This window comes from Pseudonocardia yuanmonensis (assembly GCF_039542425.1).
GTDB classification, from domain to species: Bacteria; Actinomycetota; Actinomycetes; order Mycobacteriales; family Pseudonocardiaceae; genus Pseudonocardia; species Pseudonocardia yuanmonensis.
In genome coordinates, this window is record NZ_BAABIC010000002.1 from 89323 (window position 1) to 110247 (window position 20925).

The window sequence follows — 20925 nt, forward strand, 5'->3', positions numbered from 1 at the left end:
GGATGCAGACGACCGTCCCGCGGGGGCAGACTCGGCGGATGACCGACCCCGGGAGCGATCCGGTGCAGGCCCGCGCGCGGCTGGTGCGCGGCCTCCGGACGCACGGGTGCGCGATCACCCCCGCGGTCGTCGAGGCGTTCCTGGCGGTGCCCCGGCACCTGTTCCTGCCCGGCGTGCCGATCGCCGACGCCTACGCCGACGAGGCCGTCCCCACCCAGGTCGTGAACGGGGTCGCGACCAGCTCCGCGTCCCAGCCCTCCATGATGGCGATCATGCTCGAGCAGCTCGCGCCGGCGCCCGGGCACCGGGTCCTGGAGATCGGCGCCGGTACCGGGTACAACGCGGCGCTGCTGACCCGCATCGTCGGGCCGTCCGGGCGCGTGGTGTCCGTGGACATCGACGGTGAGCTGGTCGAGGGGGCCGCGCGGCACCTGGAACAGGCCGGCGTGACGGGCGTGGACCTGCGGGTCGGCGACGGTGCGCTGGGCGTGCCCGACGCCGCCCCCTACGACCGCATCGTGCTCACGGTCGGCAGCTGGGACCTCCGGCCGGAGTGGGTGGCCCAGCTCGCGCCGGGCGGGCGCCTGCTGCTGCCGCTGACCGTCTGCGGCAGTCAGCTGTCCGTGGCGTTCGACCTGCGGCCCGACGGGGTGCTGGAGAGCCGGTCGGTCCGCAGCTGTGCCTTCATCCGGCTGCGCGGGGCGGGCGCGGGGCCGGAGGCGACCGAACGGGTCCGGCCGGGCTGGCTCGCACAGGTCCCCGAGGGCGCCCGGCCCGATCTCGACCTGGTCGCCATGCTGCTCGACGAGCCGGGGAAGCTGCACCGGTCGTTCGGGACCCTCGAGCGCGCGGACGTGTGGGACGGGCTGGGCCTGTGGCTGATGCTCACCGTCCCGGGCGCGCTGCGGCTGCTGACCGGCGACGACGAGGACGCGCCGGGGTACTGGCTGATCCCGACGGGCCAGGGGCGGGCCACGGTGGCCGTCGCGGTGCCGGGCGGGCTCGCCGCGCTGGTCACCGAGCCGTCCGGGGTGCGCGCGTTCGGGCCGGAGGGCGAGGCGGCGGTGCGACGGCTGCGGGCCGGCATCGACGCCTGGCACGCGGTCGGGCGCCCGCACGCCGCGGACCTGCAGATCCTCGCCGTGCCCGCCGGCGCGGCCCTGCCCGGCGAGGGCGCGGTCGTCGAGAAGGAGCTCAGCCGGCTGGTGGTGACACCGGCACCAGTCTGACCAGCGGGATCTCCCGGTCCGTCCGGCGCTGGTAGCCGGCGTAGTTGCGGTAGCGGGAGGCGATGCGCTCCCACAACGCGCCCCGCTCCTCCGGCCCCACGATCTCGGCCCGGCGCGGTTCCCGCGGGCCGCCGCGCAGCGAGACCTGCACCTCGGGGTTGTCCCGGAGGTTGAGGAACCAGGCCGGGTGGTGGTCGTCGCCGCCGCGCGAGGCGACGACCACGAGGGTGTCGCCCTCCACGAGGGGCGCGGTGAGCAGGACGGACCGGGGCTCGCCGCTGCGCCGGCCGACTGTCGTCAGCTCGAGGACCGGCATCCCGGCGGCCTCGTGGCCGACGCGGCCACCGGTGACCGCGAGGAGCAGGCGGTGTGCGGCGTTCATGCCCTTGAGCACGAGATCATGTGGCACGAGGCCGAGCCTAGGCGGGCCCGGCCGCGGTGACGGCGGGCGGTGCCGGGCCGGCGGTGGCGGCGTCGGACGGGGGCTGCGAAGCGGTTCCGGACCCGGAGGCGGCGTCGGGCCGGGGCTGCGGGGGCGGTACCGGGCCGGGCCGGCCGGGCTGCGGTGGGCGGTGCCGGGACCGGTTAACGGCGGGCGGTGCCGGGCCGAACCCCGGGGCGTGGATGTCGGGGACAGCAGGCGGGACGAGTCGGGAGCAGTGGTCCTGGAGCCGCCTGTGGGCCGGTGGACGAGCGGGCCGATCCGCGCCCGCCGGCCGTGGACCCCGCGGCCCTCGCCGTCGCCGCTGAACACCGACGACGTCCTGCGGATCCGGCGTGCGGCGGGAGTGGCACTCGACCGCTATCCCGGCGCGGTGGGCCAACTGATCGCGTCGGAGCTGCTCGACTACGCCGACCAGGGCTTCCGTGGCGACCCCGAGGGGCTGTCCGAGCGGCTGATCGCGGACCTGCTGGGCGTGGCGACGCCCCGAACCTGAGCCCGGTGGCCGCGAGGCCGGTGGCGGGTCCGGCCGGATCCGGCTGAGCCGTGCGGCGGACCGGGCGGACCGGGCGGACCGGGCGGACCGGGCGGACCGGGGCCGATCGGGGCCGATCGGGCCGGACGGGCCGGGGCGAGCCGGACAGGCTGGCCTGACGGGCGGGCCGGGGCGACGTCGTCGGCGCCCCGGGCTCCGCCGGCCTGCGGGGTCGGTCGGTCAGGCGCCGGCCGAGGCGGCGTGCCTGCCGATCAGGGTGCCGAGGCGGGGCAGGGCCTCCTCGACGTTCTTGCGCGCGTTCGGGCGCAGCTTGGAGTAGGCCTTCTTCAACGCGTCCGAGCTCGACTTCTCGGCGCGCCGGTCGGTGACGCCGAGGAGGGCGTCCGCGGCCTCCGGACGGCCGGCCAGGTAGGTACCGAAATCGGTGCCGGAGGCGGTGGCCCGGTAGTCGGCGTAGAAAGGCTGCAGCGCGCCGGCGAACTGCGGGAGCATGCGGTCGACGGCCGCGGGCACCACGCCCGGCTTGATCTTCGACACCGTCTGGTAGCCGAGCTTGACGGCGGCGCCGGACATGCCGCCCTTGTCCTTCACCTCCTGCCCGACGAGCTCGTTCAGGTCGGCGACGACGGCGGGCCGGCGCGCGGGATCGGTGAGGATGGTCTCGAGGGTCTGCGTCACGGGGGCTCGTCCTCTCTCACGGGGAGTCGGTGCGGGCGAGCCCGGAAGGTAGTACACAGGTGTGATTCACCCTGACGGGCCCCGTGAGCACCCGGCTACAGCGCGTGCGGTAGGCGGCGACGGGTTCGGCGCCGGAGGCCGGGAACCCGCCGGACGGGAGCAGCCGTACGGCAGCGGCCCGTGCAACCACGATCCGCCGAGCCCGCCGACAAGATCACCAATTCTGGAGCAGGACGGTCGAAATCCGACCCTCCCGCTCCACCGCCGATGATCATGCTGCTCCGCGCCGTTACCGTGGGCTCCTGACGGACCCGGGGAGCCGCCAGAAGATCCGTGGAGCGCTGCCAAGATTCACTGACAAGATCGCCGGTCGTGGAGCAGGACGGTCGAATCTCGACTCTTCCCATCCACGACCAGTGATCATGGGGCGTAGGGGGCGCGGTGCGCCCCGACCCACGGCCGCACGAAAGCGGGTCAGCCCGCCAGGGCCAGCGCGAGCGGGAGGACGGCCGGGGCGCCGGCGCGGCGGACGGCGCGGGCCGCGACGGTCATCGTCCAGCCCGAGTCGACCAGGTCGTCGACCAGCAGGACCGGTCCGTCGAGGCCCGAGAGATCGGGCAGCGCGGCGGTGTCGAAGGCCTCCCACACCGCGGCCAGCCGCTGCGCGGAGTTCTCGTGCGTGCCCGGGCGTTCGCCGGCCGGCGGGAGCGTGCCGAGCAGCGGCAGCCGGCCGATCTCCGCGATCCGCCGGGTCAGGTGCTCGAGCTGGTGCGGGCGGGTGCGCGACCCGATCCCGACCACCCCGACCGGCCGCTGCGCCCAGTCCCAGCCCGCGAGCACGCGCACCACGGCGTCGAGCAGGTCCGCCGGGACGGGCCGGTCGGGCCCGGCCAGCAGCTCGCGCAGCCGCGTGCCCCAGCCGATGTCGGAGAGCCGCCCGACCGCGCGGCCGGGCTCGGCCAGCTCGTCGGCCTTCAACCGGCCGGACACCGGGACGCCGATCTCCTTCATCCCGCTCGGCCACATGCGCCGCGGAGCGATCTGCACGCCCGGCTTCTGCAGGCGTTCGGCCGCCGCCGCGGACACCTCCGCGGAGACCTCGGGGGACCGGACCGTGCCGGTGCACACGTCGCAGCGGCCGCACGGGGTCGGGTCGGGATCGTCGAGCTGACGGCGCAGGAAGACCAGCCGGCACTCGTCCGTGGCGAGGTAGTCGAGCATCGCCTGCTGCTCGGCCTTGCGTGCGGCGGCGATCCGCTGGTGCCGCTCGCGGTCGTAGACCCAGTCGGCCCCGGTGCCGATCCAGCCGCCCTTCACGCGGCGCGCCGCCCCGTCCGAGTCGAGGACCTTGAGCAGCATCTCCAGCCGGGTCCGGGACAGGTCGACCCGCGTCTCGAGCGCGGCGGTGGAGATCGGCTGGTCGGAGAGCGTGGCCAGGGTCTGCCGCACCAGGGGCTCCGGCGGGAAGGCCAGGGAGGCGAAGTACGCCCAGATCTCCCGGTCCTCCCGGCCGGGCAGGAGCACCACCTCGGCCCGGTCCAGCGCGCGTCCGGCGCGCCCGATCTGCTGGTAGTAGGCCACGGGGGAGGAGGGCGCCCCGAGGTGGACGACGAACCCGAGGTCCGGCTTGTCGAAGCCCATCCCAAGCGCCGACGTCGCGACCAGCGCCTTCACCCGGTTCGCCAGCAGGTCGGCCTCGGCGTCCAGCCGCTCCTCCGCGTCCGTCTTGCCCGTGTAGGCGCGCACCGCGTACCCGCGCTCGCGCAGGAACTCCGCGACCTCCTCGGCCGCCTGCACGGTGAGCGTGTACACGATCCCCGCGCCCGGCAGCTCGTCGAGCCGCGAGGCGAGCCAGGCCAGGCGCTCGGCGGGGGAGTCGATCGACACCACCGAGAGCCGCAGCGACGCGCGGTCGAGCGAGCCGCGCAGCACCAGCGGCTGCCCGGACCCGAGGCCGAGCTGCTCGGTCACGTCCGTGACCACGCGGTCGTTGGCCGTCGCCGTGGTGGCGAGCACGGGGATGCCCTCGGGGAGCTCGGCGATGAGGGCGCGCAGCCGCCGGTAGTCCGGCCGGAAGTCGTGTCCCCAGTCCGAGACGCAGTGCGCCTCGTCGACCACGAGCATCCCCGCCGTACGGGTCAGCTCGGGCAGCACCCGGTCGCGGAAGTCCGGATTGTTCAGCCGCTCCGGGCTGACGAGCAGCACGTCCACCTCACCGGCGGCGATCTCGGCGTAGGTCTGCTCCCACTCGTCGAGGTTCGCCGAGTTGACGGTGACGGCGACGATCCCGGCGCGCGTGGCCGCGTCGATCTGGTTGCGCATCAGCGCGAGCAGCGGCGACACGATCACGGTCGGCCCCGCGCCCTGCTCCCGCAGCAGCGCCGTGGCGAGGAAGTAGACGGCGGACTTGCCCCAGCCGGTGCGCTGCACGACCAGCGCGCGCCGGTGCTCGGCGACGAGGGCGTGGATCGCCGTCCACTGGTCCTCGCGCAGCCGGGCGCCCTCGCCCGCGAGGGTCTGCAGCAGCTCCTCGGCGCGGGAACGGAGATCGGGCTGCGTGGTCGTCATGCCCCCATCGTGGCGGCACCCCCCGACAGGAACCGACCGGCCCCGGGGATCCGGCGCGGGGAACCGCGCTCGGCGGGGTGTGACGCATCACGCACCCCCAACTGAACGTCCGATCGGCAACACGGCTGGGCGAGGCCCACCCCCGCAAGGCAGGATGATCCGGGTGAAGGCCACCCAGTCACCGCTGTTCGGATCGGTCGACGAGGTCACCGAGCGCCTCGAGGGCGTCGGCTACCTCGCGTCGACGGCCGTCGCGACGACCGTGTACCTCGCCGACCGGCTCGGCAAGCCGCTCCTGGTGGAGGGTCCCGCCGGCGTCGGCAAGACCGAGCTCGCGAAGGCCGTGGCCGCCGCGACCGGGTCGGGGCTGGTGCGCCTGCAGTGCTACGAGGGCATCGACGAGGCCCGCGCGCTCTACGAGTGGAACCACGCCAAGCAGCTGCTGCGCATCACGGCGGGGCAGGGGCACGAGAGCTGGGACGCCACCCGGGACGACGTGTTCTCCGAGGAGTTCCTGCTCCCGCGGCCGCTGCTCACCGCGATCCGCCGGGAGGACCCGACCGTCCTGCTCATCGACGAGATGGACAAGGCGGACGTCGAGGTCGAGGGCCTGCTGCTGGAGGTCCTGTCGGACTACCAGGTCTCGATCCCGGAGATGGGCACGGTGACGGCGAGCCGCCGGCCGTTCGCGCTGCTCACGTCGAACTCCACCCGCGAGCTGTCCGAGGCGCTCAAGCGGCGCTGCCTGTTCCTGCACCTCGACTTCCCCGACCCGGACCTCGAGCGCCGGATCGTGCTGACCCGCGTGCCGGAGCTGCCGCAGGCGCTGGCCGACGCGCTGGTGCGGACCGTGCGCGTGCTGCGGGCCATGGAGCTGCGCAAGGTCCCGTCGGTCGCGGAGACCATCGACTGGGGGCGCACGCTGCTGGCCCTCGGCCTCGACACGCTCGACGACGACGCCGTCCGGCAGACCCTGGGCGTCGTCCTCAAGCACCAGTCCGACCAGGTCAAGGCGAGCGCGGAACTGCGCCTGAACTGAGGAGGCCCCGATGGCCGTCACGACTCCCGAGCACGGGCTGCCGGGTCACCTCGTCGACTTCGTCGGCGCCCTGCGCCGGCACGGCGTGGCGGTCGGGCCGGGCGAGACGGTCGACGCGGCCGAGGTCGTCGGTGCGCTCGACCTGCTGCGCCGGCGCGAGCTGCGCGAGGGGCTGGCGTCCGCGCTGCTGCGCCGCTCCGGCCAGCGCGAGGTCTTCGACACCCTGTTCGACCTCTACTTCCCGCCTGCCCTCGGGCTCGGTGCCCAGGAGGTGGAGGTGCCGCGGGCCCGGACCGACGACGGCTCGGAGGGGCCCGTGGACGTCGACGCCCTGCGCGACCTCCTCGCCGACCTCCTCCTGGCCGGGGACGAGGAGGCGTTGCGGGAGCTCGCCCGCGCCGCCGTCGACGCGCTCGGCACCGCCGGGGCCAGCGGCACCGGCGTGCAGGGCGTCAACGGCCAGCCGAGCTGGTCGGCCTACCAGGCGCTGCGGCTGATGTCGCCGGAGACGCTGCTCGCCCGGATCCTCGACGCGATGCGCCAGGAGGGCGACCCGACGGACGACTTCACCGACGAGGTTCGCCGCCGCGAGATCCGCGACCGGATCGCGCGCTTCCGCAAGATGGTGCAGGACGAGGTGCGGCGCCGGACCGCCGAGCAGCGCGGGCGCGACCAGGTGGCGAAGACCGCGGTGCCCAAGCAGGCCGAGCAGGTCGAGTTCCTCTCCGCCTACGCCGAGCAGCTCGCGCAGCTCCGCCGCACCGTGCACCCGCTGGCCCGGCGGCTGGCCAGCCGGCTCGCGGTGCGCCGCAAGCACGCCAAGCGCGGGCAGCTGGACATGCGGCGCACGCTGCGCCGCTCGATGTCCACCGGCGGCGTGCCGATGAAGCCCGCGTACAGGACCCGTCGACCGGGACGCCCCGAGCTGGTGATCCTCTGCGACGTCTCGGGCTCGGTCGCGGGCTTCTCGCACTTCACGCTGCTGCTGGTGCAGGCGTTGCGCGAGCAGTTCTCGAAGGTCCGGGTGTTCGCGTTCGTCGAGAAGACGGACGAGGTCACGCACCTGTTCGAGCCCGGCGCCGAGCTGTCCGGGGTGATGCAGCGGGTGCTGCGCGAGGCCGACCTCACCGCCTTCGACGGGCACTCGGATTACGGGCACGCGCTCGGCAGCTTCGCCGAGTTCTGGGGCGAGGCGATCACGTCGAAGACCTCGCTGCTGATCCTCGGCGACGCCCGCACGAACTACCGCGACCCCAACCTCGCGGTGCTGCGCCGGCTCACCGGGCAGGCCCGGCACGCGCACTGGCTCAACCCCGAGCCGCAGCGGCAGTGGGGGACCGGCGACTCGGCCGCCCACCGCTACGCGGAGGTCCTGCCGATGCACGAGTGCCGCACCGCGGGCCAGCTGGCCGACGTCGTCGAGGCCCTGCTGCCCGTCTGAGGTCGCGTCCGGCGATGGCCGCCGGAGCGGCGATCCGCACTCACAGGTCCCAGAGCGCCATGGACAGGGGGTCGTCGCTCGGGACGTCGGGCGGGACCGGCCCGCCGTACAGCTGGCCGGTGCGGTCGGCGAACCGGCTGGTCGCGACCGTGAGCACCAGCCCACCCGGGAGCGGCGCGGACTCGACGCCGGTGCTGAAGCCGAGCGTCGGGGCGCCGTAGGAGCGTGCGTCGGGGCGCCCGCGGAAGGCGACTGCCACGGCCTCGCCCGAGTTCGCCGTGTTCCCGTCCGTGAGCACGGAGACGGGCCCGTCGAATTGGCCGGGCGCGCCCTGGAGCTGCGGGGTCCCGCCCAGCGAGACCACGCCGTCCCGCACCGTCCACGGGGTGCGCTCGCCCTCGCGGTCCACGAGCGCCCCCACCTCGCCCTCCCCGAGCAGCGGCGCCACGGCGGCGAGCAGCGGCCACATCGACCCGCCCCCGGTCCCGCGCAGGTCGACGATCCAGCGGGCGGCGAAGCGCCCGTCGAGGGCCGCGCGGGCGGCGTCGACGTAGGCCCGGGACGCCTCGTCCGGGCAGGACGGCAGGGTGACGACGAGCGCCTCGCCCTGCTCCTCGACCGTCGGCAGGTCGGGCGCGCCGGTGCCCGGCCGGGCCCGGCGGACCCCGCCGTGCGGCCCGCCCGCCTGCCTGACCAGGTGGAAGAGCTTCAGCTCGAGCTGCTCGGGATCGTCGAGCGCCCCCCGGACGTCCCTCCGTGCGGCGGCCCAGTCGACCCGGTCGGCGTGCAGGGCCCGCCCCTCGAGGAGGTCGAGCGCGGCGGCCACCGCCCTCTCCGAGCTCTCCCTGGCCTTCCGCTCCCGCCTGCCGCGCCCGATCACCGACCCAGTATGGCGTCCGTCCCGACCCGTCCGATCCGGACAAAACTGAGGTTAGGCTCACCATGTTCGACAGTCGACGACCCGGGAGCCCGCACGTGCCGACCCTGTCCCGCCGATCCTTCGTCCTGTCCGCGGGCGGTCTGGCCGCGCTGACGCTCACCGGGTGCGCGTCCGGCGGCGGCATCCCGTCCTCCGGCGGCGGCGACGGCTTCCCGGTCACGATCACCCACCGGCTCGGCGCCACGACGATCGAGGCCGAGCCCACCCGCGTCGCGACGGTGAGCGCGGCCAACCAGGACGTGGCGATCGCGCTCGGCGTCGTGCCCGTCGCGATGCCGTTCTTCGACTACGGCGGCGACGCCGAGGGCGTGCTCCCGTGGGTCCGCGAGGCACTGGCCGGCAAGCCGATGCCGCAGGTCGTCGGGCGGTCGCTGGAGCCGATCGCGTTCGAGGCGGTCGCCGCCGCGCAGCCCGACCTGATCCTGGCCACCTACTCCGGCCTCACCCAGGACGAGTACGACACGCTCTCCCGGATCGCGCCCGTCGTCGCCTACCCGGACGCGCCGTACGCCACGAGCTGGCAGGAGCAGACCCGGATCGCCGGCCGGGCGCTGGGTCGCAGCACCCGGGCGGAGGAGCTCGTCGTGGCCACGCAGTCCCGGCTGGCCGCGGCGGTCGAGGAGTACCCGCAGCTCGAGGGGGCGACCTTCGCGTACACGGGCGGGATGGACGGCGGGCAGCTCGGCATCTTCCGGCCGACGGACGTCCGGGTCCGGCTGCTGGAGGACCTCGGCATGACGTCCGCGCCCTTCGTCGAGCAGAACGCCCCAAGCGGCGACGCCGTCTACTACACGGTCAGCGCGGAGCTCGTGCCGCGGCTGCGGTCCGACCTGCTGGTCGGCTTCTTCGGCACGCCGGACCTCGACGCGGCGTTCCTGGCCGACCCCGCCGTGCAGGAGATGCCGGCGGTGAAGGCGGGCGGCTACGCGCCGATCGTGGGGGCGGACCGGGTGGCGGCCAGCTCCTCGCCCTCGGTGCTCTCGATCCCGTGGGTGCTCGACGCCTACCTGCCGATCCTCGCCGACGCGGCCGCCCGCAGCCGCCGCTGAGGACCTCGCCCCGGCCGGCCGGCGGGCCCGATCGGTCGGTGCGAGGTGGATCACTCGATGCCGGTTGACCGGGCGGCCAGTCAAGGCGTACACCTGAGGCATCGGGAAGTCCTCCTGGAGGGAAGTGATCGTGATGACCGCGAAGGCGTGGACGCGGTGGCAGGACTGGGTCGCCCTGGTGATCGGTGTCCTGACCGCCCTGTCGCCCGTCGTGGTGGCCACGGACGCGGCCGCGGCGTGGACGCTGGTCGTCCTCGGCGTGGTGCTCGCCCTGACCGCCCTGTGGTCGCTCGCCGCACCGGGTTCGGTGGCGAGCGAGTACGGGCACGGCGTCGTCGGTGTGCTGCTGTTCATCGCCCCGTGGGTGATGGGCTACAGCGACCTCACCGGCGCCGCGTGGACCTCGTGGGTCGCCGGTGTCCTCGCGGTGCTCGTCGCCGCGAGCGCCCTGCCGGCGGCCACCAGCGCCCACCGCGGGCTGGCCGGAACGCACTGATCGGTTCGACGTCGAGGGGCCGCGACCCGCGGGGCTCGCGGCCCCTCGCGCGTGCAGGATGGGACGCGATGACCGCACCGGAACCGGCGCGCGAGCGCATCCTCGCCGCGGCGGAGGAACTCTTCGCCGAGCGGGGGTTCGACGCGACGCCCACCTCGAAGATCGCCGAACGCGCCGACGTGCCGAAGGGCCTGGTGCACTACTACTTCACGAAGAAGGTCGACCTGCTGTCGGCGCTGGTCGAACGGCTGCCCGAGGAGACCGTGCACCGCGCCGCGGTGGTCGTGCCCGGTGACGTCACGGAGAGCCTCTGCCGGCTCGTCGCCGTGCTCGACGAGCGGCTCGACTCCTCCGCCGTGCTCTCCCACCTGCTCTGGCGCGAGGCCGACACCCATCCCGCGGTGCGCGACGCGCTGCACGGCCGGTTCGACCGGTTCGTCGAGGAGATCCGGGCCGTGCTGCTGGCCGCGCGGGAGGGCGACGGCACGGGCGTCGACAGCGCGGCGGTGTTGCTGGCGTCGACGCTGAGCTACCGGCACTCCGTGTACCGGCACGCCGACGAGGAGTCGCCCGCGCGCGTCGACCTGCGGCCCGAGCTGCGCTTCCTCGCCGCCGCGCTCGAGGCCGGCATCGGCTGACTCACCAGCTGGGTTCGGGCTCGTCGCGGACCGGGGTGAGGGCGATCGCGGCCAGCGGCGCGGCCGCGGCGACCACGAACCCGAGGGCGTACCCCGCCGCCCCGACGACCGCGCCGAGCGCGACCGGGGTCAGCGACGACACGACGTTCTGCCCGGTGTTCTGGATCCCCAGCGCCCGCCCGGACCAGGTCGCGCCGGCGATCTCGGCGACGGCGGTGAAGGCCAGGCCGTTGTCGGCGACCGTCACGATCCCGCCGACGGCCAGCGCGGCGACGGCCAGCCAGGGGGCCACGGCGTCGCCCAGGGCGAAGACCAGGAGCACGAGCGCCGCCCCGACGGCGATCTGACGCATCGGGCGCAGCCGCGAGCCGACGCGGTCCGACCACACCCCGGACCCGATGCGCGAGAGCGCCCCGGCGATCTGGATCGCCGCCACGAACGCCCCCGCCCCCGCGGCGCTCCAGCCCTGCTGACGCACCAGGTACTCGGTCGCGAACGCGCTGATCGCGAACTGTGGCACGACGAGCAGCGCGCTCGCGGCGTGCACCCGCCACAGCAGCGGAGTCCCGTACGGCGAGCCCTCGCGCGCCCCCTCGGCCCGTGGCGGTCGCTCCGGGTCCGGCGCGAACGCGGCCACCAGCAGGGCCGAGACCACGCACAGGACCGCCGGGACGATCAGCGCATCGATCGTGCCGATCCGCTCGGCCAGGCTCGGCAGCACGAGTCCGGCGAGCGCGACGCCCAGCGGCTGCGCGGTCTGCCGGATGCCCATCGCCAGCCCGCGCTCGGTCCGCGGGAACCAGCCCATGATCATGCGCCCGCTCGCGGCGAACACGCTGGCCGACGCCGCTCCGCCCAGGGCCAGCAGGCCCAGCACGGCCGCGTGCCCCGGATGGGGCAGCAGTGCCACCGTGCCCACCACCAGACCCGCCAGCAGCAGGCCGGACGCCATCACCCGCCGCTCGCCGAACCGGTCCGCGACCGCACCCCAGGCGATCAGCGTGAGGAGGAGTCCGGTGGTCGGCGCGGCGACGTAGGTGCCCGCGGCCGCCAGCGACAGCCCCAGCGCGTCCCGCAGACCCGGCACCAGGAACGGGACGCCGTAGACGAACGAGCAGGCCGAGGTCTGGGCGAGGACGCCGATCGCGAGCACCACCCAGCGGCGGCGGGAGGCGGTGGTGGTGGGCATGGACGGACCGTACGCGGCCGTACCAGTGATTGGGAAAGCAGTTCCGGATGTTGAGATCATACCCACGTCGCCGATGACGTACGAGCGACGCGATCGAACGAAGGACTCGAACCGATGTTCGACAAGGGGTACCGTCGGGCCCATGGGAGTGGACCTCGTGTGGCAGCCCTCGTTGTTCGACGAGGGCGCACCCGCCGTCGAGGTCGACCCGGGCTTCCACGGGCTGGTCCGGCACGAGCTGGGCGCCGGAGCCTGGGTGGACCTCGTCCCGGGCTGGCTCCGCGGCGCGGACGAGCTGTTCGCCCGCCTCCTGGAGAGCACGCCGTGGGCGCAGCGGGAGATCCGGATGTACGAGCGCGTGCTGCCCGAGCCGCGGCTCACGCACCGCTGGACCGTCGACCAGGGGGTGCCCGAACCCGTGTTCGCCGAGGCCGCACGCCTGCTGAGCGAGCGCTACGGCGAGGAGTTCACGCAGGTCGGGGCGAACCTGTACCGCGACGGGGGGGACAGCGTCGCCTGGCACGGCGACCGGGTGGCCCGGGAGAGGGACACGGCCCTCGTCGGGCTGATCTCGCTGGGCGGGGTGCGGCCCTTCCGGCTCCGGCCGCACGGCGGCGGCGCCTCCGTCGGCTTCCTCCCCGGCCCCGGCGACCTGCTCGTGATGGGCGGGACCTGCCAGCGGACCTGGCAGCACAGCGTTCCGAAGGTGCGCTCCGCCTCGGCCCGGATCAGCGTGCAGTTCCGCCACGCCTACGAGCGCTCCTGACCGTCGGTCCTGCCCTCGGTACGGTGGCGCCATGGGGGCGCCGGAGTCCGAGCGGGACCGGCTGCTCGGCCTGATCGCGGACTACGTGCTCGAGCACGGCATCGCGGGGCTCACGCTGCGCCGGCTCGGCGGGGCCATCGGCACCAACAACCGGATGCTCCTGTACTACTTCGGCTCCAAGGAGCAGTTGGTCGCGCAGGCCCTCATCACGGCCTCGTCGCGCTTCCCGACCTTCACCGCCGCGCTGACGGCCCTCGACGGGCCCGGACCGCTCCGCGAACGCCTCGACGCCTGCTGGACCGGCATCGCCGCGCGCGAGAACCACCCCTTCCACAGGCTGTTCTTCGAGATCTACGGCGTGGCGCTGCACCAGCCGGGCCGGTTCGACGAGTTCCTGGCGCGGGTCGGACACGACTGGACCAACCTCGTCACCGGGCGGCTGCGAGCCGAGGGCGTGCCGGACCCGGAGGCGGGCACGATCGGGCGCGAGATCGTCGCCCTGTGGCGCGGCCTGCAGTTCGACCTGCTCAGCACGGGTGACGCGACGGAGGTCGCCGAGGCGCACTCCGCCGCGGCGGCCGCGTACGCCGAGCGGTGCGAGCAGGCCCGGGGCCGCGTGGCCACCGTCCAGCCGGCCGGCTGAGCGGGGCTCCGGATCGACGAGGTCGGGCACCGCGGCGGGAAGACGGGGCCCGGACGGGCGACCGCCGGCGGCGGGATGTGACGCCCGTATCTCCGTTGCCTGCCGTCGGGGCGGGATATCCTGCCGCGATGCAGCGCAAGATCGGGGTGATGGGCGGGACGTTCGATCCCGTCCACCACGGCCACCTGGTGGCGGCGAGCGAGGTCGCCGACCGGTTCGCGCTCGACGAGGTCCTCTTCGTGCCGACCGGCCAGCCCTGGCAGAAGGCGGCGAGGGACGTGAGCCCGGCCGAGGACCGGTACCTGATGACGGTGATCGCCACGGCGTCGAACCCGCGGTTCACGACCAGTCGGGTGGACATCGACCGGGGCGGGCCCACCTACACCGCCGACACGCTGGCCGACATCCACGCCGCGGTGCCCGACGCAGAGCTGTACTTCATCACCGGCGCCGACGCCTTGTCCCAGATCCTGTCCTGGCACAAGGTGGACGAGCTGTTCACGCTCGCTCACTTCGTCGGCGTGACCCGGCCCGGCTACGAGCTGGCCGACGCGCACCTGCCCAAGGGCGCGGTCACGCTCGTCGAGGTCCCGGCCATGGCCATCTCGTCGACGGACTGTCGCGACCGCGTCGCGGCCGGCCGGCCGGTCTGGTACCTCGTGCCCGACGGGGTGGTGCAGTACATCTCCAAGCGCCGGCTCTACACCTCCGAGGCGCCCGCCGGGGCGGGTATCCCGGCCTGAACCGGACCCACCGCGCGCGGCCTGCGACACTGGTGGGTGCGAGGGCCGATGTCCGGCCGCGCGGAGGGAGGCCGAGTGGCGGCAACGGCACAGGCGGTGGAGATCGCCCGGGTGGCGGTGACCGCCGCCGCGGACAAGCTGGCCCAGGACATCGTCGTGCTCGACGTGTCGGGGCAGCTCGTGATCACCGACTGCTTCGTCCTCGCCTCGGCGCCCAACGAGCGGCAGGTCCAGGCGATCGTCGACGGGGTGGAGGAGAAGCTCCGCGAGCACGGCGTGAAGCCGACCCGCCGCGAGGGCACCCGCGAGGGCCGGTGGGTCCTGCTGGACTACACGGACGTCGTGGTGCACGTCCAGCACACCGAGGAGCGCGGCTTCTACGGGCTGGACCGGCTGTGGAAGGACTGCCCGGCCATCGACTTCCCCGAGGCCCGCACCACCCCGCCCGAGGAGTCGGTGTGACGCTCCGCCGGGTCGTCCTGCTGCGGCACGGGCAGACGGACTACAACGTCGCCGGCCGCATGCAGGGGCACATCGACTCGCAGCTCACCGAGGAGGGCAGGGAGCAGGCGCTGCGGGCCGCCCCGGTGCTCGGTGCGATGCCCTTCGACCGCATCGTCAGCTCCGACCTCACCCGCGCGGTCGACACGGCGAACACCATCGCGGACGTCCTCGGCCTGCCGGTCAAGCTGGACACGCGACTGCGCGAGACGCACCTGGGCGAGTGGCAGGGCCGCCGCGTCGACGAGGTGGAGGTCGACTACCCGGGCCAGATCGCGGAGTGGCGCGGCGACCCGCGCTGGACGCCGCCGGGCGGGGAGTCCCGGGTGGACGTCGTGCGGCGGTCGTTGCCCGTCGTCGAGGAGATCGACGCCGACCTGGCCGAGGAGCCCGGCGCGCAGTCCCTGCTGATCGTGGCGCACGGCGGGATGATCGGCGGCCTGGTGTCCGGGCTGCTGGACCTGCCCGAGGCCGTCTGGCCGATCATCGGCGGCATGGGGAACTGCAAGTGGGCGGTCGTCGCGCGGCGCGCCGACCACCCGCGCTGGCGGCTGTCCGGGTACAACATCGGTGTCACCACCTGAACTGCTGGTCCTGGGCGACTCGCTCGCGTTCCACGGCCCCGAACGGGCCGAACCCGCCGACCACCCGCGGATCTGGCCGCAGGTCGCGGCGACCGCGCTCGGCGGCCGGGTCGAGCTCGTCGCCGGGATCGGCTGGACGGCCCGCCACGCCTGGCACGCCCTGACCCACGACCCGCGGGTGTGGGCGACGATGCCGCGGATCGACGCGCTCGTGCTCGGGGTGGGCGGGATGGACGCCCTGCCCTCGCCGCTGCCGACGGCGCTGCGGGAGCTGATCCCCGTCGTGCGTCCCGCAGCCGTCCGCGGGCACGTCCGCGACGCGTACCTGCGGGCCCAGCCCTGGCTGTCGCGGGCGTTCGCCTCGCTGCCCGGCGGCGGCCCGGTCGCGCTCCCGCCGCGGCTGACGATCTCCTACCTGGAGCGGTGCCGCGCGGCGGTGACGACGCTGCGGCCCGGGATCCCGGTCGTCGCGATGCTGCCGTCCGTGCACCGGGCCGCGGTCTACGGCGGCGTCCACGCCGGACGCACGGCGGCCGAGGGGGCCACCCGGGCCTGGGCCGGCGCGCACGGGGTGCGGGTGCTCGACGCGCCGACCCTGGTCGCGGCGCACGTCCTCGGCGGGCACGGCAACCCGGACGGGATGCACTGGGGCTGGGAGGCGCACCGCCGGGTGGGGGAGACGCTCGCCGACCTGCTGAGGGGGGAGTGGGAGCGGTGCGAGGGGGCCCGGCCCGGTACGGCACACGGCGTCGGGTCGCAGCCGGTCGTGGGAGCGCCACGGCGGTGAACGGCGCCGGTGGTTGGAGATCGACTGACGAGGTTCTAGGTTCGGCCCCGTGCCCGATCCCGCTCCCGACACGGAGCTCCACGCTGGGTCCGCAGCCGTGACCGAGCGAGCCGACACCGCGACCTTCGGCTGCGCGGACACGAGCGGCGCCGCGGTGGACGGTGCCGACCACGACTCGGGCGAGGCCGCGGGCGCGGCGGGGCGCGCCGGTGCCGAGAGCGTGGCGGGCCGGGTCGCGGTGGTGACCGACTCGACCGCCGACCTGCCGTCGTCCCTGGCCGGCGCCGTGCGCGTCGTGCCGTTGGAGGTGCGGCTGGGGGACCGGGTGGTGCGCGACGGCGTCGACATCGGTCCCGGCGAGCTGAGCGCGGCGATCGCGGACCGCCGCCTCGACGTCCAGACCTCGCGCCCCACCCCCGAGGCGTTCGCCGGGACCTACCGCGAGCTCCTCGCCGAGGGGGCCTCCGCGGTCGTCTCCGTGCACCTGTCCCGCGAACTGTCGGGCACCTGGGAGGCGGCCCGCCTGGCGGCCGAGCAGGTCGACCCGGACCGCGTCCGGGTCGTCGACTCCCGCGCGATGGGGATGGGCCTGGGCTTCGCGGTCCTGGCCGCCGACCGCGCCGCCGCCGAGGGCGCGGAGCCCGCGGAGGTCGAGGAGGCCGCCGCCGCCGTGGCCGCGCGCTGCCGCGTGATCTTCTGCGTCGACGAGCTGGACCGGCTCCGCCGCGGCGGCCGGATCGGTGCCGCCGCGGCCGTGCTGGGGACGGTGCTCGCCGTCAAGCCGCTGCTGCACCTGGTCGACGGCCGGATCACCGCCCTGGAGAAGGTGCGCACCTCCGCCCGCGCGACCCAGCGGCTGGTGGAGCACGCGGTCGCCGCCGCCGGTGGGGAGGCGGACGTCGCGGTGCACCACCTCGGCGTCCCCGAACGGGCGGAGGAGCTGGCGGACCGCCTCGCCGAACGCCTCCCCCGCTCCCCGCGGCCGGTGGTCTCGGAGATCAGCGCCGTCATCGGCGCCCACGTCGGCAACGGCGCCCTGGGGGTCGTGGTGGTGCCGCGGGGGTAGCGCGTCGGGGCACGGTCATGCCGGGGGAGTCGCGCGTCGCGCCCGGTCGGCGGCGACGGGTTCGACGCCCGCGCATGGTGGTGCGGTGGGGTGCGGCCTTCGCACACGACAGTCCTCCGCCCATCCTGCACCGCAGCGCCGACGCATCCGGGCGACGCCGGTCGCGGCGAGCCGTTCTGTCCCCACCCCGACCTCTCCGTCCACAGGCGACGCACCCGGCCCGGAAACGGCCGTCGGTGGCCCTAGCGTCGCGGTCGTGGCACGGAGCTCCCCTCACACCCGGTCCGCGGCGCGGCTGTCCGCGCTGCTCGGGACACCCGTGGGCCGCCCGTACCCCACGGGCGGGAGGGCGCACGAGGCGCGCTCCGCGCAAGCACCCGCACCCGGCACCCGTCCGCCGCGTCACGCACCGCTCCCGCTCGTCCTCCGACCGGCGCTCCCGCCCGGGCGGACCGCCTTCGACGATCCGCCCACCCTTCCGCTTCCCGTAGCCGGCCCGGCCCCGGCCGCGCGGCCGCACGCCGCCGACAGCACACCCGGCGATCCGCACTTCGCCGCGCTGCTCGCCGGGTCCGACGAGCCGTTCCGCGACGACGACGCCGCACCCGCGGACGAGTGGCCCGACGAGGAGCCACCCGCCCGCGCGCCCGGCACCCGCCCGGGCCGGCTCACGCGGGTCGCGTCGCGGTGGGTCCCGGCGGCCTGGCGTGGCGCCCGGCTGGATCCCGGTCGCGCGGGCGCTGTCGCCCTGGTGCTGGTCGCGGCGGTGGCGGCCGTCGTGGCCGCCGTCGGCGTCTGGAGCGCCCGGCCGCGGGCGGAGCACGTGCCGCCGCTGCCGACGGTCTCGCTGCACAGCGCGACCGGGTCGAGCAGCACCACCACCGCGACGGCGGCGCCGACGGCCACGCCGACCGAGCTCGTCGTCAGCGTCTCCGGGAAGGTACGCAGGCCCGGCCTGGTCCGCGTCCCGGACGGCGCCCGGGTCGCCGACGTCCTCGAGGCGGCCGGCGGCGCACTGCCCGGGACCGACCTGACCAGCCTCAACCTGGCGCGCCGGGTCGCCGACGGGGAGCAGGTGGCGGTCGGTGTCCCGGCCGCGGCCGACGCCGCCGGTGCAGCGGCCGGTGCCGCACCGCCAGGAGCCTCACCGACCGGAGGCTCACCGACGGGAGGCTCCCCGACGGGAGGCGGCGGTGCGGCACCCGCCGGGAAGATCGACCTCAACCGTGCCACGGTCGAGCAGCTCGACGGGCTGCCCGGGGTCGGGCCGGTCACCGCGCAACGCATCCTCGACTGGCGCACCCGCAACGGCCGCTTCGCCCGGGTCGACCAGCTGCGCGAGGTGGAGGGCATCGGCGAACGCCGGTTCAGCCAGCTCCGGGAGCTGGTGACGGTATGAGGCCGCGGGACGACCGCCGCGCGCTCGCCGAGGAGCCGCGAGCCCGGCCGGACCTGCGCCTGGTCCCGGCGGCCCTCGCCGCCTGGGCGGCGGTGCTCTGCGCGGTGCTCGGCGGGCCTCTCGCCGCCCTCGTCGCGTGCACCGTCGCCCTCGTCGCCCTGGTCGTGGCCGTGCGTCGGCGCAGGTCCGGCCGCAGCCGGTTCGCGCTGATCGCCGCGGCAGGGTGCGCCCTGGCGGTGGGCCTGCTCGCGGGGATCCACACCCTCCAGGTCCACGACCACCCCCTGCGTGCCGCCGCCGAGCGCGGCTCGGCCGCGGTCCTCCGCGTCACGCTCACCGACGATCCACGGCCCCTGCGCGGCCCGGCCTACGGTGCCGACTTCGGGGCCGATCGCATGCTGGCCTCGGCGAAGCTGGAGAGGGCGGCGGTCGGCGCGGGGGAGTGGCGGTCCGGCGGCCGCGTGCTGCTGCTGGCCCCGGCCGAGGGCTGGCGCGACCTCCTGCCCGGGCAGACGGTCACCACCGAGGGCCTGCTCCTGCCCGCCCAGCGTGCCGACCTGACCCTCGCGGTCCTTCGGGTGCCCGGGGCCCCGACCGCAGTGACCCCGCCGCCGTGGTGGCAGACCGCCGCCGGTGCGCTCCGGGACGGCCTGAGCCGGGCGGCGGACGTGCTGCCGGAGGATTCGGCGGGCCTGCTCCCCGACCTCGCGGTCGGTGACACCCGCGAGCAGACGACCGAGGTCGACGAGGACTTCCGCGCCGCCGGGCTCACGCACCTCACCGCGGTGTCCGGGGCGAACCTCGCCATCGTGGGCGGCGCGGTGCTGGGCCTGCTCCGCCTCCTCCGCGCCGATCCACGCTTCGCCGCGGTCCTGGCCGGAGCGGCCGTCCTGGGCTTCGTGGTGCTCGCCCGGCCGTCGCCCAGTGTCGTGCGGGCCGCGGTGATGGGCGGGATCGTGCTGCTGGCGCTCGCGCTCGGCCGCGGCCGCTCGACGGTGCCGGCGGTCGCGGCGGCGGTGCTGGTCCTGCTGGTCGTCGACCCGGCGCTCGCGGTCGACCTCGGATTCGCCCTCTCCGTCCTCGCCACGGCCGCGCTCGTGCTGGTGGCACCGGGCTGGGCCGCCGCGCTGCAGCGGCGCGGAGTGCCGCAGGGCGTGGCCGAGATGCTCGCGGTCCCGGCGGCCGCCTGCGTCGCGACGGCCCCGCTCGTCGCCGGGCTGAGCGGCCGGCTGAGCCTCGTCACGATCCTGGCGAACCTGCTGGTGGTGCCCGCCGTCGCTCCGGCGACAGTCCTCGGGGTGCTCGCCGCGCTGGTCTCACCCTTCTCGGCGGCCGCCGCCACCGCGAGCGCATGGCTCGCCGGACCCGCCGTCGCGTGGCTCGTGCTGGTCGCCGACCGCGCCGCCGCGGTCCCCGGTGCCGTGCTCCCCTGGCCCGCGGGTCCGGGCGGTGCGCTGCTGCTCACCGGCGTGCTGCTCGTGCTGGTGGTGCTCGTCCGCTACCGCCGTTCCCGGCTCCTCGTCCTGGCGGTCGTGATCGGGCTGGCGCTGGTCCTGGTGCCGACCCGCGTGGTCCGCCCCGGCTGGCCGCCCCCCGACTGGGTCGTGGTCGCCTGCGACGTCGGACAGGGCGACGCGCTGGTCCTCGCCACGGGCGTGCCCGGGCAGGCGGTCCTCGTCGACGCGGGCCCGGACGACGGTCCGACGGACGCCTGCCTGCGTCGCCTCCGGGTCGACGCGCTGGCGCTGGTGGTCGTGACCCACCTGCACGCCGACCACATGGGCGGGCTCGCGGGCGCGCTGCGGGGCCGGTCGGCCGGTGGGGTGGCACTGGGACCGGCGCACGAGCCGGCCGGCGCCCTGCGTCGGATCGCGCAGCAGGCCGCGGAGGCCGGAGCGCCGGTGCTGGAGATGACGGCGGGCCGGCGCCTGACGTGGCCCGCCCTGACACTCGACGTCCTGGCCCCGGACCGCGCACCGGAGTACGTCGACGGCGAGGACGGCACCGCCGTGAACAACACGTCCGTGGTGCTCCGCGCGACCACGCCCGCCGGTCGCGTCCTGCTGACCGGGGACGTGGAGCTCGACGCCCAGGCCGACCTCCTCCACGGCGGCGCGGACCTGCGGGCCGAGGTGCTCAAGGTGCCGCACCACGGCTCCCGCTCGACGAGCCCGGACTTCCTGCGGGCCGTCGCGCCGCGCGTGGCACTGGTCAGCGTGGGTGCGGGCAAC

At 75.6% G+C, this 20925-nt stretch carries 20 protein-coding genes and 1 pseudogene; 16 read left to right on the forward strand and 5 right to left on the reverse strand.

Annotated features, from left to right (window positions below; genetic code table 11):
- Positions 1 to 38 precede the first annotated feature (38 nt).
- Positions 39 to 1229 carry a methyltransferase domain-containing protein gene (locus ABD990_RS02785; protein ID WP_345378094.1) on the forward strand — a complete coding sequence of 397 codons (1191 nt, stop codon included), beginning with the start codon at positions 39 to 41 and terminating at the stop codon, positions 1227 to 1229.
- Here ABD990_RS02785 and ABD990_RS02790 read toward each other — a convergent pair.
- Entirely contained in the window at positions 1195 to 1638 is a 444-nt protein-coding gene (locus tag ABD990_RS02790; RefSeq protein ID WP_345378095.1) for a nitroreductase/quinone reductase family protein, read from the reverse strand. The two genes, ABD990_RS02785 and ABD990_RS02790, sit on opposite strands and share 35 nt — an antisense overlap.
- Positions 1639 to 1906: 268 nt before the next feature.
- On the opposite strand from ABD990_RS02790, the gene ABD990_RS02795 reads away from it, so the two are divergent.
- Positions 1907 to 2167, forward strand: coding sequence for a hypothetical protein (locus ABD990_RS02795; RefSeq protein WP_345378096.1), 261 nt, complete (start codon positions 1907 to 1909; stop codon positions 2165 to 2167).
- 219 nt (positions 2168 to 2386) lie between these two features.
- Here ABD990_RS02795 and ABD990_RS02800 read toward each other — a convergent pair whose 3' ends face one another.
- Together ABD990_RS02800 and ABD990_RS02805 are read right to left on the reverse strand one after the other, a co-directional pair.
- Positions 2387 to 2845 (reverse strand): DUF6918 family protein, encoded by a 459-nt coding sequence (locus ABD990_RS02800; protein WP_345378097.1) that lies wholly within the window; start codon positions 2843 to 2845, stop codon positions 2387 to 2389.
- 474 nt (positions 2846 to 3319) lie between these two features.
- Positions 3320 to 5413 carry a RecQ family ATP-dependent DNA helicase gene (locus ABD990_RS02805; RefSeq protein ID WP_345378098.1) on the reverse strand — a complete coding sequence of 698 codons (2094 nt, stop codon included), beginning with the start codon at positions 5411 to 5413 and terminating at the stop codon, positions 3320 to 3322.
- 154 nt (positions 5414 to 5567) lie between these two features.
- On the opposite strand from ABD990_RS02805, the gene ABD990_RS02810 reads away from it, so the two are divergent.
- On the forward strand, positions 5568 to 6452 hold the full coding sequence (locus ABD990_RS02810) for an AAA family ATPase (protein ID WP_425569364.1): 885 nt from the start codon (positions 5568 to 5570) through the stop codon (positions 6450 to 6452).
- A gap of 10 nt (positions 6453 to 6462) precedes the next feature.
- Entirely contained in the window at positions 6463 to 7893 is a 1431-nt protein-coding gene (locus tag ABD990_RS02815) for a vWA domain-containing protein (protein WP_345378102.1), read from the forward strand.
- Positions 7894 to 7933: 40 nt separating this feature from the next.
- Here the strand turns inward: ABD990_RS02815 and ABD990_RS02820 are convergent, their stop codons facing one another.
- Entirely contained in the window at positions 7934 to 8773 is an 840-nt protein-coding gene (locus ABD990_RS02820; protein WP_345378103.1) for a S41 family peptidase, read from the reverse strand.
- Positions 8774 to 8868: 95 nt separating this feature from the next.
- Here ABD990_RS02820 and ABD990_RS02825 point away from each other — a divergent pair, with 95 nt between their 5' ends.
- The 3 genes from ABD990_RS02825 to ABD990_RS02835 all read left to right on the forward strand — a co-directional run bounded on the left by ABD990_RS02825 (position 8869) and on the right by ABD990_RS02835 (position 11016).
- Positions 8869 to 9882: an iron-siderophore ABC transporter substrate-binding protein gene (locus ABD990_RS02825; RefSeq protein ID WP_345378105.1), complete on the forward strand. Its 1014-nt coding sequence runs from the start codon at positions 8869 to 8871 to the stop codon at positions 9880 to 9882.
- A 133-nt stretch (positions 9883 to 10015) separates the two neighbouring features.
- Positions 10016 to 10378, forward strand: a complete 363-nt coding sequence (locus ABD990_RS02830; RefSeq protein WP_345378106.1) for an SPW repeat domain-containing protein — start codon at positions 10016 to 10018, stop codon at positions 10376 to 10378.
- 68 nt (positions 10379 to 10446) lie between these two features.
- On the forward strand, positions 10447 to 11016 hold the full coding sequence (locus tag ABD990_RS02835) for a TetR/AcrR family transcriptional regulator (protein ID WP_345378107.1): 570 nt from the start codon (positions 10447 to 10449) through the stop codon (positions 11014 to 11016).
- A 1-nt stretch (position 11017) separates the two neighbouring features.
- Here ABD990_RS02835 and ABD990_RS02840 read toward each other — a convergent pair whose 3' ends face one another.
- Positions 11018 to 12205, reverse strand: coding sequence for an MFS transporter (locus ABD990_RS02840; protein ID WP_345378108.1), 1188 nt, complete (start codon positions 12203 to 12205; stop codon positions 11018 to 11020).
- A gap of 142 nt (positions 12206 to 12347) precedes the next feature.
- Between ABD990_RS02840 and ABD990_RS02845 the strand changes: the two genes are divergently transcribed.
- The 9 genes and pseudogenes from ABD990_RS02845 to ABD990_RS02885 all read left to right on the forward strand — a co-directional run.
- Entirely contained in the window at positions 12348 to 12971 is a 624-nt protein-coding gene (locus tag ABD990_RS02845; RefSeq protein ID WP_345378109.1) for an alpha-ketoglutarate-dependent dioxygenase AlkB, read from the forward strand.
- A 31-nt stretch (positions 12972 to 13002) separates the two neighbouring features.
- On the forward strand, positions 13003 to 13614 hold the full coding sequence (locus ABD990_RS02850) for a TetR/AcrR family transcriptional regulator (protein ID WP_345378111.1): 612 nt from the start codon (positions 13003 to 13005) through the stop codon (positions 13612 to 13614).
- 128 nt (positions 13615 to 13742) lie between these two features.
- Complete coding sequence (gene nadD, locus ABD990_RS02855) at positions 13743 to 14357, forward strand: nicotinate-nucleotide adenylyltransferase (protein WP_345378112.1); 615 nt, start codon at positions 13743 to 13745, stop codon at positions 14355 to 14357.
- Between the two features lie 75 nt (positions 14358 to 14432).
- Positions 14433 to 14819, forward strand: coding sequence for a ribosome silencing factor (gene rsfS / locus ABD990_RS02860; RefSeq protein ID WP_345378113.1), 387 nt, complete (start codon positions 14433 to 14435; stop codon positions 14817 to 14819).
- Complete coding sequence (locus ABD990_RS02865) at positions 14816 to 15442, forward strand: histidine phosphatase family protein (protein ID WP_345378114.1); 627 nt, start codon at positions 14816 to 14818, stop codon at positions 15440 to 15442. Before rsfS ends, ABD990_RS02865 begins: the two co-directional genes overlap by 4 nt.
- Positions 15429 to 16229, forward strand: coding sequence for a diglucosylglycerate octanoyltransferase (gene octT, locus ABD990_RS02870; protein WP_345378116.1), 801 nt, complete (start codon positions 15429 to 15431; stop codon positions 16227 to 16229). Before ABD990_RS02865 ends, octT begins: the two co-directional genes overlap by 14 nt.
- A gap of 220 nt (positions 16230 to 16449) precedes the next feature.
- Positions 16450 to 17295 (forward strand): DegV family protein, encoded by an 846-nt coding sequence (locus tag ABD990_RS02875; RefSeq protein WP_345378565.1) that lies wholly within the window; start codon positions 16450 to 16452, stop codon positions 17293 to 17295.
- 256 nt (positions 17296 to 17551) lie between these two features.
- Positions 17552 to 18694, forward strand: a complete 1143-nt coding sequence (locus tag ABD990_RS02880; RefSeq protein WP_345378117.1) for a helix-hairpin-helix domain-containing protein — start codon at positions 17552 to 17554, stop codon at positions 18692 to 18694.
- A gap of 395 nt (positions 18695 to 19089) precedes the next feature.
- A pseudogene (locus ABD990_RS02885) lies at positions 19090 to 20835 on the forward strand (ComEC/Rec2 family competence protein); the annotation flags it as partial.
- Positions 20836 to 20925: the final 90 nt, after the last annotated feature.